Source organism: Mesorhizobium wenxiniae, from assembly GCF_002284535.1.
Taxonomy (GTDB): Bacteria; Pseudomonadota; Alphaproteobacteria; order Rhizobiales; family Rhizobiaceae; genus Mesorhizobium; species Mesorhizobium wenxiniae.
This window is the reverse complement of record NZ_NPKH01000014.1, coordinates 108,598-122,018: the sequence shown is the minus strand read 5'-3', so window position 1 is coordinate 122,018 and position 13,421 is coordinate 108,598. Positions and strand designations below refer to the sequence as shown.

Annotated in this window: 14 protein-coding genes; 9 read left to right on the top strand and 5 right to left on the bottom strand. The window is 62.8% G+C overall.

Annotation, left to right across the window (positions count from 1 at the left end; genetic code table 11):
- The first annotated feature begins 102 nt into the window (after nt 1-102).
- Genes cobS through CIT31_RS05750 form a run of 4 tightly spaced genes read left to right on the top strand, consistent with a single transcriptional unit; the run spans nt 103 to nt 4,488 of the window.
- Nucleotides 103-1,089: a cobaltochelatase subunit CobS gene (gene cobS / locus CIT31_RS05765; RefSeq protein ID WP_065007510.1), complete on the top strand. Its 987-nt coding sequence runs from the start codon at nt 103-105 to the stop codon at nt 1,087-1,089.
- 10 nt (nt 1,090-1,099) lie between these two features.
- Nucleotides 1,100-1,555, top strand: a complete 456-nt coding sequence (locus CIT31_RS05760; RefSeq protein ID WP_095518098.1) for a hypothetical protein — start codon at nt 1,100-1,102, stop codon at nt 1,553-1,555.
- Between the two features lie 9 nt (nt 1,556-1,564).
- Complete coding sequence (gene cobT, locus CIT31_RS05755) at nt 1,565-3,463, top strand: cobaltochelatase subunit CobT (RefSeq protein WP_095518097.1); 1,899 nt, start codon at nt 1,565-1,567, stop codon at nt 3,461-3,463.
- Complete coding sequence (locus CIT31_RS05750) at nt 3,460-4,488, top strand: esterase-like activity of phytase family protein (protein ID WP_095517826.1); 1,029 nt, start codon at nt 3,460-3,462, stop codon at nt 4,486-4,488. The genes cobT and CIT31_RS05750 overlap by 4 nt, the downstream gene beginning before the upstream one ends.
- A gap of 83 nt (nt 4,489-4,571) precedes the next feature.
- Here the strand turns inward: CIT31_RS05750 and CIT31_RS05745 are convergent, their stop codons facing one another.
- From CIT31_RS05745 to rpmB, 3 genes are all read right to left on the bottom strand, one after another.
- A complete protein-coding gene (locus CIT31_RS05745) occupies nt 4,572-5,246 on the bottom strand; it encodes a spermidine synthase (RefSeq protein WP_095517825.1) in 675 nt (224 codons plus the stop codon).
- A 62-nt stretch (nt 5,247-5,308) separates the two neighbouring features.
- The gene (locus CIT31_RS05740) at nt 5,309-5,989 is read right to left on the bottom strand and encodes a queuosine precursor transporter (RefSeq protein ID WP_029348632.1); all 681 of its coding nucleotides are present in this window, start codon (nt 5,987-5,989) and stop codon (nt 5,309-5,311) included.
- 82 nt (nt 5,990-6,071) lie between these two features.
- Nucleotides 6,072-6,368, bottom strand: a complete 297-nt coding sequence (rpmB, locus tag CIT31_RS05735) for a 50S ribosomal protein L28 (RefSeq protein ID WP_006328411.1) — start codon at nt 6,366-6,368, stop codon at nt 6,072-6,074.
- A 257-nt stretch (nt 6,369-6,625) separates the two neighbouring features.
- Here rpmB and CIT31_RS05730 point away from each other — a divergent pair, with 257 nt between their 5' ends.
- From CIT31_RS05730 to CIT31_RS05720, 3 genes are read left to right on the top strand one after another with little or no spacing between them, the layout of a single operon-like run.
- Complete coding sequence (locus tag CIT31_RS05730; protein ID WP_095517824.1) at nt 6,626-7,414, top strand: DUF3108 domain-containing protein; 789 nt, start codon at nt 6,626-6,628, stop codon at nt 7,412-7,414.
- 43 nt (nt 7,415-7,457) lie between these two features.
- Nucleotides 7,458-8,345, top strand: a complete 888-nt coding sequence (yddG, locus tag CIT31_RS05725; RefSeq protein ID WP_029348630.1) for an aromatic amino acid exporter YddG — start codon at nt 7,458-7,460, stop codon at nt 8,343-8,345.
- Nucleotides 8,345-9,049, top strand: a complete 705-nt coding sequence (locus CIT31_RS05720) for a lysoplasmalogenase (RefSeq protein WP_095517823.1) — start codon at nt 8,345-8,347, stop codon at nt 9,047-9,049. The genes yddG and CIT31_RS05720 overlap by 1 nt, the downstream gene beginning before the upstream one ends.
- 12 nt (nt 9,050-9,061) lie before the next feature.
- Here CIT31_RS05720 and CIT31_RS05715 read toward each other — a convergent pair whose 3' ends face one another.
- Nucleotides 9,062-9,490 carry a cupin domain-containing protein gene (locus tag CIT31_RS05715; protein ID WP_029348628.1) on the bottom strand — a complete coding sequence of 143 codons (429 nt, stop codon included), beginning with the start codon at nt 9,488-9,490 and terminating at the stop codon, nt 9,062-9,064.
- A 40-nt stretch (nt 9,491-9,530) separates the two neighbouring features.
- Entirely contained in the window at nt 9,531-10,298 is a 768-nt protein-coding gene (gene gloB, locus CIT31_RS05710; RefSeq protein WP_095517822.1) for a hydroxyacylglutathione hydrolase, read from the bottom strand.
- A gap of 300 nt (nt 10,299-10,598) precedes the next feature.
- Between gloB and CIT31_RS05705 the strand changes: the two genes are divergently transcribed.
- Nucleotides 10,599-11,375, top strand: a complete 777-nt coding sequence (locus CIT31_RS05705; RefSeq protein ID WP_095518096.1) for a class I SAM-dependent methyltransferase — start codon at nt 10,599-10,601, stop codon at nt 11,373-11,375.
- A 119-nt stretch (nt 11,376-11,494) separates the two neighbouring features.
- The gene (locus tag CIT31_RS05700) at nt 11,495-13,321 is read left to right on the top strand and encodes an ABC transporter ATP-binding protein/permease (RefSeq protein ID WP_095517821.1); all 1,827 of its coding nucleotides are present in this window, start codon (nt 11,495-11,497) and stop codon (nt 13,319-13,321) included.
- Nucleotides 13,322-13,421 lie beyond the last annotated feature (100 nt).

The following is a 13,421-nucleotide window of genomic DNA, read 5'->3' as shown; positions in this document are numbered from 1 at the left end:
GTTTTCCAACTTTCATAAGGTTGGAAAAGGCTCTAAGACCGCCCCCGAACAAAATCGATTGCCGGCGAAACGCGGCGTTCGCCCGTGGAGACGTTGATAAAGATGAACAAGGTCGATCGCGACATCGCCAACCTGCCCGACAGCACCGTGTCGGTGAAGGAGAAATTTGGCTTCGAGTCCAAGATGGTGGTGCCGGCCTATTCGGTGACGAGCGAGCATGTGCCCGACATCGATCCCGACTATCTGTTCGACAAGAACACGACGATGGCGATCCTCGCCGGCTTTGCCTACAACCGCCGCGTCATGGTGTCGGGCTATCACGGCACCGGCAAGTCGACGCATATCGAGCAGGTCGCCGCCCGTCTCAACTGGCCTATGGTGCGCGTCAATCTCGACAGCCATGTCAGCCGTATCGACCTCGTCGGCAAGGACGCCATCGTCGTCAAGGAAGGGCTGCAGATCACCGAATTCCGCGACGGCATCCTGCCCTGGGCCTACCAGCACAATGTCGCACTCTGCTTCGACGAGTACGATGCCGGCCGTCCGGACGTGATGTTCGTCATCCAGCGCGTGCTGGAGTCGTCCGGCCGGCTGACGCTGCTCGACCAGAGCCGGGTCATCCGCCCGCATCCGGCGTTCCGGCTGTTCTCCACCGCCAACACCGTCGGTCTCGGCGACACCACCGGCCTCTATCACGGCACCCAGCAGATCAACCAGGCGCAGATGGATCGCTGGTCGATCGTCACCACGCTGAACTATCTGCCGCACGACAATGAGGTGAACATCGTGCTGGCCAAGGCCAAGCACTATCGCGACAGCAAGGGCAAGGAGATCGTCAACAAGATGGTGCGTGTCGCCGACATGACGCGTTCGGCCTTCATCAACGGCGACCTGTCGACTGTCATGAGCCCGCGCACGGTCATCACCTGGGCCGAGAATGCCGAGATCTTCGGCGATATCGGCATGGCGTTCAGGCTGACCTTCCTCAACAAGTGCGACGAGCTGGAACGCTCGCTCGTTGCCGAGTTCTACCAGCGCGCTTTCGGCCAGGATCTGCCCGAATCGGCCGCCAATGTGGTGCTGGGGTAACACCGATCCCATGGGAACGATCCTCCGGATATTCCTATGGAGTTTTTCAATCTTCTGCTTTGGTATCTGTCAGGCGGCTATGGCCCAGGATGAACCATTCAAAGCCGGGCAAATTTGGACTTATCGCGGCGCGACACCGGTATCATCGCGGTTAATCGTTGGCGCAGTCGATAACTTCGATGGCGAAAGCCAGCCGATCGTATCGGTCTCAGTTACCGACGCTCCAATTCCGAATGGCGGCAAGCAGCTACCAACTGTCCCCCACCTTCCTGTAGCCGCCGACGCGCTGAGAAAAAGTGTAATTGAACTTGAACGGATCGGTTCGATTCCTAATGGTTTTGACAACGGATACAGTCTGTGGAGACATGCATATGACAGCGGGAAAGGAGGCTACTTTACGATCTCGGTGGAAGAGGTTGTCGGCCACCTTCGCGCTCAATTTGGCCAGCAGCCGGCAGCAAAATAGAGATGTATGATGGCGGGTCCGGGCGACAACACGCGCAACAAGTCGAAGACGGGTTCTGAAGCTGACAGCTTCAAGCGCGCCGTCACCGTCTGCATGCGCGCGATTGCCGGCGACAAGGACCTCGAAGTCGGTTTCGCCAAGGATCGGCCGGCGCTGGCCGGCAGCCGCGCCCGGCTGCCTGAACTTCCGAAAAAGGCGTCGAAGGCCGATATCGCCATCACCCGCGGGCTCGGCGATTCCATGGCGTTGAAGCGCGCCTGTCACGACACGCGCATCCACACTCGGCTGGCGCCGGAAGGCAAGCAGGCCCGCGCCATCTACGATGCGGTCGAGCAGGCCCGCGTCGAGGCGATCGGCTCCCGCGCCATGCAAGGTGTGGCCGACAATATCGGCTCGATGCTCGAGGACAAATACGCCAGAGCCAACCTTATCGACGTCAAGGACAAGGCCGACGCGCCGATCGAGGAAGCGCTAGCCTTGATGGTGCGTGAAAAGCTGACCGGCCGCACCGTGCCAAAGAGCGGCGAGCGGCTGGTCGATCTCTGGCGTCCGTGGGTCGAGGAGAAGGCCAGCGCCGATCTCAACGGGCTGTCGGCCAAGCTCGACGACCAGCAGGCTTTCGCCCGTGTCGTGCGCGAGATGCTGGCTTCCATGGAAATGGCCGAGGAACTCGGCGACGACCAGGAGACGGAAGACTCAGAGGACAACGACGACAACCAGCCGCAGGGCGAGGAGCAGAGTGAGGAGGGCGGCGAGGACGATTCCGGCTCCGAGCAATCGCAGTCCGACGACACCGAAGCGTCGTCCGACGACGAGCAATCGGCCGAGACTGAGGCATCCGATGCCACCGCCGACGACCTGTCCGACGATGACGACGCCGATGCCGAGACGCCCGGCGAGGCGCGCCGCAACGACAATCCCTTCACCAATCTGTCGAAGGAGATCGACTACAAGGTCTTCACCACCGCCTTCGACGAGACGGTGGGTGCGGAGGACCTGTGCGAAGAGGAAGAGCTGGATCGGCTGCGGGCCTTTCTCGACAAGCAACTTGCCAACCTTTCCGGCGTCGTCGGCCGGCTGGCAAACCGGCTGCAGCGCCGCCTGATGGCGCAGCAGAACCGGTCCTGGGATTTCGATCTCGAAGAGGGTTATCTCGATCCGGCGCGGCTGGTGCGCGTCGTCATCGATCCGATGCAGCCGCTGTCCTTCAAGCAGGAACGTGACACCAAATTCCGCGACACGGTGGTGACGCTGGTGCTCGACAATTCGGGCTCGATGCGCGGCCGGCCGATCACGGTCGCCGCCACCTGCGCCGACATTCTGGCGCGCACGCTGGAACGCTGCGGCGTCTCGGTCGAGATCCTCGGCTTCACCACCCGCGCCTGGAAGGGCGGGCAAGCACGCGAGAAATGGCTGAAGGAAGGCAAGCCGCCGAATCCCGGCCGGCTCAACGACCTGCGCCACATCATCTACAAATCCGCCGACCATCCGTGGCGACGGGCGCGCCGCAATCTCGGGCTGATGATGCGCGAGGGCCTGCTCAAGGAAAATATCGACGGCGAGGCGCTGCTGTGGGCGCACAACCGCCTGATCGCCCGGCCGGAGCAACGCAAGATCCTGATGATGATCTCGGACGGCGCGCCGGTCGACGATTCGACGCTGTCGGTTAATCCGGGCAACTATCTCGAACGGCATCTGCGCGCGGTGATCGAACTGATCGAGACGCGCTCGCCGGTCGAGCTTTTGGCCATCGGCATCGGCCACGATGTTACCCGCTACTATCGCCGCGCCGTCACCATCGTCGATGCCGAGGAACTGGCCGGCGCCATGACCGAGCAACTGGCCTCACTGTTTGGCGAGGAAAGTACGCGGGACACGCGACACGGCGGCATGCGGCGCGCCGGATGATTTTTTCGCGGGGCGGCTTTCGGCAGACGCTTTTCGCCGTCACAGCGCTGTTCGTTGCCGGCATCGCCCTGTCGCCTTGCATCGCCGCGGGCAGCGTTTCGGTCGAGCCGATCGAAATCTCGGCACGGCTGATAGACCGGTTTCATATCGGCCGTGACGAAAAGCGGTTCGGCCCGCTCGAATTCGTCGGCGGGCTGGAAATGACCTCGCCGTCACGCGATTTCGGCGCTTTGTCGGCGTTTCGCTTCCTCAAGCCCGGCAGTGATTTCATCGGCGTCGCCGACACCGGTTTCTGGTTCTTCGGCACGGTTACCCATGATGCGGACAAGCGCCCATCGGGCATGCGGAATTTCCGCATGCAGCAGATGGTCGACGAGGCGGGCCTGATCGAAAAGAAATGGAAGGTCGACGCCGAAGGCCTTGCGGTCAAGGGTGGCATTGCCACGGTCGGCTTCGAGCGCAACCACCGTGTTTCCCAGTTCAAGATCGACCCGCACGATATGGAGCCGCCGTTCAAGCAATTGGATTCCCTGATTCCAGCCTGGGAACTCCGCCTGAATCGCGGCTTTGAGGCCGTCACCCACGCCCATCCTAACGGCCAGCACCAAGGCGGGCTGGTCGTGGTGTCGGAGAAGAGCCTCGACACGGCCGGCAACATCTATGCGGCTGTTATCGGAGGGCCGCACAAGGGTGTCTTCACCGTCAAGCGCAACGGCAATTTCGACATTACCGACGGCGCATTCCTGCCGGACGGCGACCTCTTGCTTTTGGAGCGCAGCTTTTCGATGGCTGGCGGGGTCAAGATGCGGCTGAGGCGCATCTATGGCGAAAGCGTCGAGAAGGGCGCCGTTGCCGACGGGCCGGTGCTGATGGAAGCCGACATGGCCTACCAGATCGACAATATGGAAGGGCTCGACGTCTGGACCCGCGACGACGGCGCACTGATGGTGTCGCTGATCTCGGACGACAACCACTCGATGCTACAGCGTAATCTCTATCTGGAATTTGTGCTGCACGAGGATTGAGAACGTGCGGCCGGCGATTGGCTGATGGCGAGGCTGCCGTCTCGAGCTCTTCGATGTTCGCAGCTTCGCAAAGAGAATTCGGCCTATTGCTCGTTGGTCGCGATCCAGATGACGTGGCGGGCGCCGCGCTTGCCATTGGCGCGGACCCTAACTTCCTCGACCGAGAAGCCCGTCTGCTCGAGTCTGCGGGTAAAGCCGCTGTCGGGCCCCTGCGACCAGACCGCCAGCACGCCGCCGGGCTTGAGCGCTGCTCTCGCTCTGTTCAACCCGGCTATACTGTAAAGAGCGTCATTGGCCCCGTGGACAATCCCTTCCGGCCCATTGTCGACGTCGAGCAGGATGGCGTCATAGGTTGCCACGTCCAACTTGATGAGCCGTCCGACATCCGCCTCGCGAACGGTCACGCGCGGATCGTCGAGACAGCCACCGAACACCGAGGCCATCGGGCCGCGCGCCCACGCCACGACGGCGGGTACCAACTCGGCGACAACAATGCCGGCATCGGCGCCAAGCTCGGCAAGGGCGGCGCGCAGCGTGAAGCCCATGCCCAGCCCGCCGATCAGGATTTTCGGCTGCCGCCGGCCGGCAATCCTTTGGCAGGACAGCCTGGCCAGCGCTTCCTCGGAGCCGCTGAGGCGGCTGTTCATCAACTCGTTCGAGCCGAGCATGATCGAGAATTCGGCGCCGCGTTGTTTCAGGCGAAGCTCGTGGTCGCCGTCAGGCGTATTCGCGCTATCGAGCTGGACCCATGGGATCATGCTCGAGACCCTGTGAGCATGATCTTTTCCGAAAACCGGCACCCACTCTCAGGGATCATGGTCTATGCCGCCAGTGCCGGCTGGCTCCAGCGGGCGGCAAGCAGCCGGTAGGGGATCAGCGCCACCACGGCGATGATCAGCTTCACGCCGAGGTCGCCGAGCGCCCATGACACCCAGCGCATGGTCTCGACCGGCAGCACGCCCATCAGCGGCGCGGTTTCAAGCGCGAAGCCATCGTTCGGGCCGGCAAAGGCGAAGGCCGCTGAAAAGGCGACGGTGAAGAACACGGCGGTGTCGAACACCGAGCCGACCAGCGTGCCGACGATCGGCGCCCGCCACCAGCTCTGCCGGCGCAGCCGATTGAACACGGTCACGTCGAGCAGTTGCGCGATCAGGAACGCGGTGCCGGAAGCCGCCGCAATGCGCACCAGCCGGTCGGCGGCCGTTTCGAACTCGATCAGACCGTAGCGGAACAGCAAGGGCGGGATCACGACCGAGCAGATCACCGCCGCCGTGAAGCCGACAAACACGATCCGGCGCGCCACGGCCGGGCCGTAGCGGCGGTTGGCAAGGTCGGTGACCAGGAAGGAGAAGGGATAGGTGAAGGCGCCCCAGGTCAGAATGTCGGCCAGCGACAAGCCGCCGATCGCACCTTGCAGCGGGAACTGCACAAGGATGTTCGACGCCACCACGACAAGCGCCATGGCCGCAACAAAGGGCAGGTATCGGGAGAAAAAACTCATTTTTTTATCCTGGGTAATGGAACCAGCGGGGTGTCATGCCGAGCTCGGACGACACTCCTTGGAAGGCGGTTGCCTGAAAAAATTAAGCGGCCGGCTGTTCGGCAAGTTTCTTGGCGATCTGCTTCTTCAGCAGGCGCGCGCGCTGCGACAGCTCCTTGGCGTCGGCCTTGGCCAGGAAAGCATCAAGGCCGCCGCGATGCTCGACCGAACGCAGCGCGTTGGCCGAAATGCGCAGGCGCACATTCTGGTTCAGCGCTTCCGAGATCAGCGTCACATTGACGAGATTGGGCAGGAAGCGACGCTTGGTCTTGTTGTTGGCGTGGCTCACATTGTTGCCGGACATGACTGCCTTGGCAGTGAGTTCGCAGGTGCGGGACATGGTTCTAAACCTTCAGTTCTCGGTCTGGCCAAACATTCGACCCGCGCCGGTTGGCGCGCGGTTTCGGTCAGGCGGCCTTATGGAAAAAGTTGGCGTTCCATAGTTGCATTTCGCCGATGCGTCAAGCTCCGGCTTGCGCACGGGTGTGACGACGCCTTTCACATAAAGGCCGGAATTCAGCCTATAAGCGGTCGCACAACGAGATGCCAGGCCGGAGTTGTCCGCTTCCGCTGAAAAATCGAGGATCGATCCCCGCCATGCTTCGTTCGTCTCTTGCTCTTTTTGCCTCGCTTGCCGTTGCACTGCCAACGGCAGCGTTTGCCGCCACGCCACAATCCTTCAAGGGCGAGTATACGGTATCGATCCTCGGCCTCTCGGTGGCGAAAGCAACCTTTTCCAGCAGTTACGAAGGCGATACCTATTCGATCGACGGCAGCGTCTCCAGCGCCGGCCTCGCCACAATCTTCGACGACACACGCGGCACGGTCTCGTCAAAAGGCAAGATTTCGGGCAAGCAATTGCAGCCGCAAGCGTTCCGCGCCGACTACAAGTCGGGCGAGAAGGCGTCGATGATCGATATCCAGTTCGCCAATGGCACTGTTATCGCGACGAAGGTCGTGCCTGCGCCGAAGAAGCGCAATCCCAAAAATTGGATACCGCTGGGCGCCAGCCATCTCGCGTCGGTGCTCGATCCGATGGCCGCCACCGTCATCCATGCCGATAGCCTCGACAAGGTCTGCGGGCGCACGGTGAAACTCTATGATGGCGAGATGCGCGCCAATCTGACGCTGACATACTATTCGAAAGGTTCGATCTCGGTGCGCGGCTACAAGGGCGAGACCGTCACCTGCAGGCTGGGCTTTGAGCCGGTGGCGGGGTACCGCAAGAACCGCAAAGCTTTGAAGTACCTGAAGGATCGCAGCCGCATCATGGTGACATTTGCGCCGGTCGGTCAAACTGGCGTATATGCGCCGATCCACGCCACCGTCAGCACGAAAATCGGCACTCTCACCGTCAGCGCGGAGCGGTTCGAAGCAACAGAATAGGCGCGATTGCGCGCCGCCAGAAACAGGCATGAGGCCGACGGACATGGGGCGCGCAACACTGATCGGCTTCTCGGCGATCGCCATGTGGGCGCTGCTGGCGCTGCTTACGGACGCTTCCGGTGCGGTGCCGCCATTCCTGCTTTCGGCGATCACCTTCACGATCGGCACCGGCGTCGGGCTCGTCGCGCGGCTGTTCATGCCGCCCGCCGCCAACCGGCAGAAGATACCGCCGCAAGTGTGGGTGATCGGCATTGCCGGCCTGTTCGGCTATCACTTCTTCTACTTCACTGCGCTGCGCAACGCGCCGGCGGTGGAGGCGAGTCTCATCGCCTATCTGTGGCCGCTGCTGATCGTGCTCGGATCGGCGCTGATGCCGGGCGAGCGGCTGGCCTGGAACCATGTCGTCGGCGCGCTGCTCGGGCTTGCCGGCACTTTCCTGATCGTCACCAAGGGCGGCGGGCTTGCCTTCGACGCGCGCTATGCATTTGGCTATGCGATGGCTGGCGTCTGCGCCGTGCTGTGGTCGGCCTATTCGCTGCTGTCGCGGCGCTTCCCGTCGGTGCCGACCAGCGTCGTCACCTGGTTCTGTGCGGCCACGGCAGCGCTTTCCCTTGTCTGCCATCTGATGCTGGAAGAGACGGTGCTGCCTGTCGGCGCCGGGCAGTGGCTGGCCGTGCTCGGCCTCGGCCTGATGCCGGTGGGCGCGGCCTTCTACGCCTGGGACATAGGCGTCAAGCGCGGCAACATCCAGGTGCTGGGCGCGGCGAGCTATGCCGCGCCGCTGCTGTCGACGCTGGTGCTGATATCAGCCGGTTTCGCCGAGCCGTCCCTGCGCATTCTCGCCGCCTGCGTGCTGATCACCGGCGGGGCAGCACTTGCGGCGAAATCGCTGTTCTTGCGCAAGCAGGCAACTGGCGAGGCTGGGGCGTGATGCCGTTTCCCGGCGGCATTGACGCCAACGCCAATGCGACGCTGCTGTTTTCGCTGGTGGCGGCGGTGATCTACGCCTTCATCATCGACATGCCGCCGACGCTTGCGCGTTCTGCGGTCAAGACGCTGGCCGTGGCAATGCTTGCCGTGCTGGCCTCGCTGCAGGGCGGTCCGTGGCTGCTCGTAGCGGCACTGGCGCTCAGCGCCGTCGGCGACGCGTTCCTGTCGCGCGACGATGAAAAGGCTTTTCTCGGCGGGCTGGCCAGTTTTCTCGTCGCGCATGGGCTTTACATCGCGCTGTTCCTGCGTTCCGGCGGTGGGATCGGGCTGCTCTCGGCCGAGCCGTGGCGCGGGTCGATTGCCCTGGCAATGGCCGTGTTCGCGCTCGCCATGCTTTTTTCGCTCTGGCGCCGTGTCGGCCCCGCCTTGCACCTTCCGATCAGCGTCTATATCGCGGCAATCCTTGCCATGGGAATTTCAGCACTCACCCTGAGCAATGTCTGGGTCTTTGGCGGCGCCGTGCTGTTCATGGCGTCCGACGGGCTGCTCGCCTCGGAAAAGTTCCTGCTGACCGCCATCTCGCCGCACCGTGTCTGGATGCGCTACGCGGTCTGGATGCTGTATTACGCCGCCCAGCTGGGGATCACGATGGGTTTCCTGTTGGGTTATGTATGTCGATATCAGGGTGATGCCGGCCTGACCTGAATCTCAACATACCTACGTCGTTCCCGGCTGCCAGCCCGGTTCGGCCAGCTCGAAGGCGGCGAAATCGAAGCCCGGAGCCACGGTGCAGCCGACCAGCGTCCACTCGCCCAGGCTGCGTGCCGACTGCCACCAACCTGCCGGCACGACGATCTGCGGCCGCTCGCCCGCCGCCAGTGCCGTGCCGAGCACCTGCTCGATCACCGGCCCGTTTTCCCCATGTATCGACAGCGCCAGCGGCGCGCCGGCATAGAAGTGCCAGACCTCGGCCGCGTCCTTGACGCGGTGCCAGGCCGACACTTGTTCCTGCTCCAAAAGAAAATAGATCGCGGTCGAATGGCCGCGCGCGTCTTCCGTGCCATCGCGGAAGGTTTCGGCATACCAGCCGCCTTCCGGATGCGGTTTCAGGCCGAGCGTTGCGATGATTTCGGCGGAACTGGTCATTGGCCCCAGAACGTCACGGTTTCCAGACCATCAATGGTGCTCAGAAATTGTCCTTGCGCTTGCGAATTTCGGCGAACACTTCGGCGTCGGAGGCGTTCTCCAAGCCGACATGCTTGCGGATTGCCGGATCGTGCCAGCGCAGGAACGGATTGGTCGACAGTTCCTCGCCGATCGTGGTCGGCAGCGTCGGCTTGCCGTCGGCGCGCAGCGCCTCGATTTTCGCAGCGCGCTCCTTTAACGCCGAATTGGTCGGGTCGACGGTCAGCGCGAAGCGGGCGTTGGAAAGCGTGTATTCATGGCCGCAATAAACGACCGTCTCGGCCGGAAGTGCCGCGAGCTTTTTCAGCGAATCGTACATCACCGGCGGCTTGCATTCGAACAGCCGCCCGCAGCCGAGCGCGAACAGCGTATCGGCGGTGAACGCCACTTTCGATCCCGGCAGATGATAGGAGACATGGCCTGCCGTGTGGCCGGGCGTGGCGATCACGTCGATCCTCTCCTCGCCGAGGTGGATGACCGAACCCTGCTCGACGGTTTCGTCGATTCCGGGGATCTTGGCCTTTTCCGCTTCCGGTCCGACGATGCGCAGCTTGAAGCGCTCCTTCAGCGCCAGATTGGCCTCGACATGGTCGACATGGTGATGGGTGGTCAGGATCATCGTCGGCGTCCAGCCGGTACGCTCGATCGCAGCCAGGATCGGCGCCTCCTCGGGCGCGTCGATGATCGCGGTCTGGCCGCTTTTGGGGTCATGCACCAGCACGCCGAAATTGTCGCTACGGCACATGAACTGTTCGATTTCAACCGGCATAGCATCTCTCCACTAGAGCGGTTCGGCGTTTCACGGAAACGCCGAACCGCTCTATCTCGTTGTTTTTGCGCAATTCCGGACGGAAAACCATTTCACACTTTCCTGGAATTGCTCTAGAGCGCCGTACGTCCAGTTGGACGCACAAAGAACGCTCTAACACCTTTATCTGCTGCATCGTGCTTTCCGAAATCGAAATCGATTTCGGGCCGATGCAGTAGTCGCCGCAGACATAGGGCGCTTGCCCGCGGATGTCATCCGCCTTTGTTGAACTTGGACAGCATCGAAGATAGCGTGCCGCGCATGCATTCCGATATCGTCGACCTTCGCTCCTTCTATTCGACCACGCTCGGGCGATTGGCCGAACGCTCGATCACCATGGCGTTGTCCTCGATATGGGCTGTTGTGCCCAATGAGCGGCTGGTCGGCCTCGGTTACACCTTGCCGTGGCTGGAGCGGTTCGGAACCGACGCGGAGCGTGTCTTTGCCTTCATGCCGGCGACGCAAGGCGCGGTGGTCTGGCCGGCCACGGGGCCGACCGCAACCGCGTTGGTCTTCGATGAGGAATTGCCGCTGGTCGACGCCTCCATCGACCGCATGCTGCTCGTCCATTCACTCGAACATGCCGAGAACCCGCGCGAGTCGCTGAACGAAATCTGGCGGGTGCTGTCGCCCGCCGGCCGCGTCGTCATCGTCGTCCCCAACCGGCGCGGTGTCTGGGCCCGTTTCGAGCATACGCCGTTCGGCAGCGGCCGGCCCTTTTCGCGCGGCCAGCTCACCGAATTGCTGCGCGAAGCAAACTTCACGCCCGCCGCCTGGTCCGACGCCCTGTTCTTCCCGCCATCGCGGCGACGCTTCATGATGCAGTTCCACAATGTACTGGAGCGCGCCGGCCGCAGGTTCTGGCCGATCTTTTCCGGCGTCATCGTGGTCGAGGCGCAGAAGCGGCTCTATCAGGGCGTGCCGGTCGTCCAGCGCGCATCTCGCCGCGTCTTCGTGCCGGTTTTCTCGCCGCATGGTGCCACAAGGCTCGGCCGGATATCGCCGACCGGGAAGGCGACATTGCCGCGCCGTCGATGACATTTTCGTGATCGGGATCGAGCTTATTCTCACCTATCTGTCGAGGGCGGGTTTGCTACCCGAATGTGTCGACATGTTCACCGGTTTCAGCACCGCTTGCGAATTCAAGGACTTCACCAATGGCTGATCATCCGGATGTAGAGGCCAGCGCCAAGCCGGTTGCCGCGTCGATCGAGGCCAGCAGCTTGCGCGACCAATTGGCGACGATCAAGCTGGCGCTGGGGACATCACCGATCCGCAAACACCTGCTCTGGGCGTGCGTCGGCATTGTCGCCGTCATTGTGGCAACGTCGATCGGGCAGGTTCTGCTCAATCGCTGGAACGAGCCCTTCTACGACGCGCTGGCTCGGCGCGACATGCAGGGCTTCCTGCACCAGCTTCTGGTCTTTGCCGCCATCGCCGGCGGACTTGTGGTGCTCAATGTCGGCCAGACCTGGCTCGACCAGAGGATCCGGCTGAAGCTGCGTGAGGCGTTGACCCTCGATCTGATCGGTGAATGGATGCGGCCGGCGCGCGCCTTCCGGCTCGCCAACGCCGGCGCCATCGGCGTCAACCCTGACCAGCGCCTGCAGCAAGATGCCGGACATCTCTCCGATCTTTCCACAGGCCTCGGCATAGGGCTGTTGCAGTCGTTGATTTTGCTTGTTTCGTTCGTCGGCGTCTTATGGTCGCTGTCTTCTGGCTTCGTCTTCCATATCGGCGGCTATTCGCTGGCCATTCCGGGCTACATGGTGTGGGCCGCGATCCTCTATGCCGGTACCGCCTCCTGGCTGAGCTGGCTCGTCGGACGGCCGCTCATCCGCTTCAACAGCGACCGCTATACGCGTGAAGCGGAGTTGCGCTCCTCGGTGGTCCGCGTCAACGAGAATGTCGATGCCATCGCGCTTGCGCACGGCGAAGCCGACGCGAGACGACGGCTCGAGCTCGACCTCGGCACGGTGCTGGGCGCGATGCGGCGCATCTACAGCGCCCAGATCAATCTTTCCTGGGTGACCGATACCTATGGCTGGATCACTGTCGTCGCGCCGATCCTCGTCGCCTCCCCGGTCTATTTCGCCGGCGATATCAGCTTCGGCGGGCTCATGATGGCTGTCGGCGCCTTCAACCAGGTGCATGCCTCGTTGCGCTGGTTCATCAACAATATCGGCGGCATCGCCGATTGGCGCGCCACGCTGATGCGCGTCGCCGATTTCCGCATCGCGCTCGTTGAAACGGACGTGCTGCACGACACCGAAGAACGCATCACGATCGGCGAAAACCCGAATGGCAACCTGACATTCGAGAACCTCGAGGTTGCGTCGCGGGATGGATGTACGAAGCTCGCCAAGCCCCATGTCGAAATCCGCGCGGGCGAGCGAGTCATGATCACTGGAGATCCGCGCGCCGGCAAGACGCTGTTCTTTCGCGCCATTGCCGGTCTGTGGCCGTGGGGAAGCGGGCGGATCGGCATGCCGGCCGGAGAGGTGCCCGCCTTCGTTCCCCGCAAGCCGTATTTCCCGCTCGGCACGCTGCGCGAGGTGCTCAACCACGCCGATGCCGCGGTCAGCGACGCCGAGATCTCGGCGGTGCTTGCTGAGGTCGGTCTTGGGCGTCTGTCGTCCTCGCTCGACCGCTCGGCGCGCTGGGAGCGCGAATTGAGCGATGACGAGCAGCGCCTGCTTGCCTTTGCCCGGCTGGTTTTGCGGCAGCCGAAATGGGTGATCATCGACGAGGCTTTGGACACGTTCGACGGCGCGACGCTGAGTCGGGTGCTGTCGATGCTGGAGGCGCGTCTTGCCGACGCCGCGATCCTCAACATTGGCCGGAGCCAGCAGAACATTGAATTCTTTCCGCGCTCGTTGGCAATCGTGAAAGACGTCGACCGACCGGCTCTCAAGCCAGTCCGTGTCAGGGCCGGCGCGATCGAACCACCCCCGGCCGTCGCCGCAGCCTACCAAGAGACGTAGCCGGCGATACGCAGCCAAGCTTTATTTCGCCGTGATCGCGGCGAAATATTGCCGGCATCGTGCGGAAGTTCGCGGCGTTGGACCCATGCTTGACGCGCTT

What these genes read in the sequence shown, in the direction of transcription:
- CIT31_RS05730 (WP_095517824.1), top strand. Translation starts at nt 6,626, where the DNA reads ATGCTTCGTTCGTCTCTTGCTCTTTTTGCCTCGCTTGCCGTTGCACTG.
- CIT31_RS05700 (WP_095517821.1), top strand. Translation starts at nt 11,495, where the DNA reads ATGGCTGATCATCCGGATGTAGAGGCCAGCGCCAAGCCGGTTGCCGCG.
- CIT31_RS05750 (WP_095517826.1), top strand. Translation starts at nt 3,460, where the DNA reads ATGATTTTTTCGCGGGGCGGCTTTCGGCAGACGCTTTTCGCCGTCACA.
- CIT31_RS05745 (WP_095517825.1), bottom strand. Translation starts at nt 5,246, where the DNA reads ATGATCCCATGGGTCCAGCTCGATAGCGCGAATACGCCTGACGGCGAC.
- CIT31_RS05720 (WP_095517823.1), top strand. Translation starts at nt 8,345, where the DNA reads ATGCCGTTTCCCGGCGGCATTGACGCCAACGCCAATGCGACGCTGCTG.
- CIT31_RS05715 (WP_029348628.1), bottom strand. Translation starts at nt 9,490, where the DNA reads ATGACCAGTTCCGCCGAAATCATCGCAACGCTCGGCCTGAAACCGCAT.
- yddG (WP_029348630.1), top strand. Translation starts at nt 7,458, where the DNA reads ATGGGGCGCGCAACACTGATCGGCTTCTCGGCGATCGCCATGTGGGCG.
- cobT (WP_095518097.1), top strand. Translation starts at nt 1,565, where the DNA reads ATGGCGGGTCCGGGCGACAACACGCGCAACAAGTCGAAGACGGGTTCT.
- cobS (WP_065007510.1), top strand. Translation starts at nt 103, where the DNA reads ATGAACAAGGTCGATCGCGACATCGCCAACCTGCCCGACAGCACCGTG.
- CIT31_RS05705 (WP_095518096.1), top strand. Translation starts at nt 10,599, where the DNA reads ATGCATTCCGATATCGTCGACCTTCGCTCCTTCTATTCGACCACGCTC.
- CIT31_RS05740 (WP_029348632.1), bottom strand. Translation starts at nt 5,989, where the DNA reads ATGAGTTTTTTCTCCCGATACCTGCCCTTTGTTGCGGCCATGGCGCTT.
- CIT31_RS05760 (WP_095518098.1), top strand. Translation starts at nt 1,100, where the DNA reads ATGGGAACGATCCTCCGGATATTCCTATGGAGTTTTTCAATCTTCTGC.
- gloB (WP_095517822.1), bottom strand. Translation starts at nt 10,298, where the DNA reads ATGCCGGTTGAAATCGAACAGTTCATGTGCCGTAGCGACAATTTCGGC.
- rpmB (WP_006328411.1), bottom strand. Translation starts at nt 6,368, where the DNA reads ATGTCCCGCACCTGCGAACTCACTGCCAAGGCAGTCATGTCCGGCAAC.